The organism is Methylobacterium sp. WL19 (assembly GCF_008040005.1).
In the GTDB taxonomy this organism is placed as follows: Bacteria; Pseudomonadota; Alphaproteobacteria; order Rhizobiales; family Beijerinckiaceae; genus Methylobacterium; species Methylobacterium bullatum.
Genome location: NZ_VRVC01000259.1, coordinates 1 through 1,548, shown reverse-complemented (window position 1 = coordinate 1,548; position 1,548 = coordinate 1). Strand labels below are relative to the sequence as shown.

Genomic DNA, 1,548 nt, shown 5'->3' with positions numbered 1-1,548 from the left:
GAGCAGGCGGCCTCGGCCCGCGAGGCCCGCGACCGGCACATCGTCGACCGGGCCAACCGGGAGGAGGAACATCGCGGCCTCGATGTCGAGGGCGCCGAGGCGGGCCATGCCCATCTCCGAACCCTCATGGAGCGTCTGGCGGCCGTCTCCGACCTGGCGCGACGCCATGACCGGGCCGGGGCCGAACTGGCCCGTGCACGCGCGGGCCAGGCCGATGCCGGTGCGCTCCGCGAGGCGACCGAGGCGCTGCGCATTGAGGCGGAAACCGCACGAGGCCAGGCAACACGTGCCCGGATGGAGATCGCGGCGATGGCGGACCTCGCCGAGCGCGGAGCATCGGCCGAGGCCGCGGCCCTGCGCAGCGTCCTCGTCGACGGCCGCCCCTGCCCGGTCTGCGGCTCGACGAGCCATCCCGTCGACGATGGCCACGGCGGCGACGCGTTGACCCGGCTGGCCGAGACCATGCGCGGCCGGCGATCCGAGATCGACGCCGAACTGGCCCGCGCCGATGCCGCCTTCGCCGAAGCCGTAGCCGCGCGGTCGGACGCGTCCGCAAGGTTCGACGCCGCCGCACGGGATGGGGCGCAGGCAGGCTCGACCCTCACGGATTGTGCCGAGGCCTACGCCGGACACCTGCCCGGCCTCGCGTCGGCCTGCCTTTCGGCCGGGGTGCAGGAGCCACCACACACGCTGAGGCCGGGATCCGTCGATCGGCTCGGATCGATCGCCGAGGCCGCCGGAGCCGTGCGTGCCTCGCTTGCCGCGAGGCTCGAAAGGGCACGTGCCCTGTCCGGCGAGATCCGCGTCGCGGAGAAGGCCATCGCGGTCGCCGACGGCGTGATCGCCGCCGCGGATCGGCTGATCATGGCGGAGGCCGCCCCGCGCCAGGACGCGGCCCTCGCCGCCGAACGCGCCCGGACCCAGGCCACGGCGTCGACCGACCGGATCGCCTCCATCGTCCGCAAGCTCGGCCCGATCCTCGCCCCGGCGGGCCTCGACGAGGCGCAGCTTGCCTGCGACCCCGATGGCACGGCCCGTCGCATCGCCGGGCTCGGGACCGCCTACCGCGAGGCGCGGGAGAACCATCACGGCATCGTCTCGGCATTGAACGACCTCGTGCCGCGCAGGGCCGTGGCGACCGAGGCCGAGGCCACCGCCGCAATCCTTCGCGAAACGGCGGTGCGATCCGCCGATGACCGGGCGACGGCGCTCGTGGACGTGCGGCGGGATCGTGCCGGGCTTCTCGGTGGCGAACCGACCGACGGCCACCGCGATCGCGTCACGGCCGACCGCGACACGGCCCGCGAGAACCACCGCATGGCGCTTGAGGCGGCCGGCATCGCCGCCGCGCTCCATGCGACGGCCAACGGCGCCGCGGAGCATGCGGATGCACAACGCCGACGCGCCCGAAACGTCATGGGAGAGGCGCAGGGGCGGTTCCTGGCGTCGTGCGGCACCCGTGGCCCCGATGCCGTGCTTGCCCTCCTGGCGGTGCCCCTGGAGGCCGTCACGGCCCTGCGCGAGGCGCGGGACCGGCTGCTGCGGGCG

Annotated in this window: 1 pseudogene; it reads left to right on the top strand. The window is 75.1% G+C overall.

Annotated features, from left to right (window positions below):
* Nucleotides 1–1,548: pseudogene (locus FV220_RS25720) on the top strand (hypothetical protein); the annotation flags it as partial.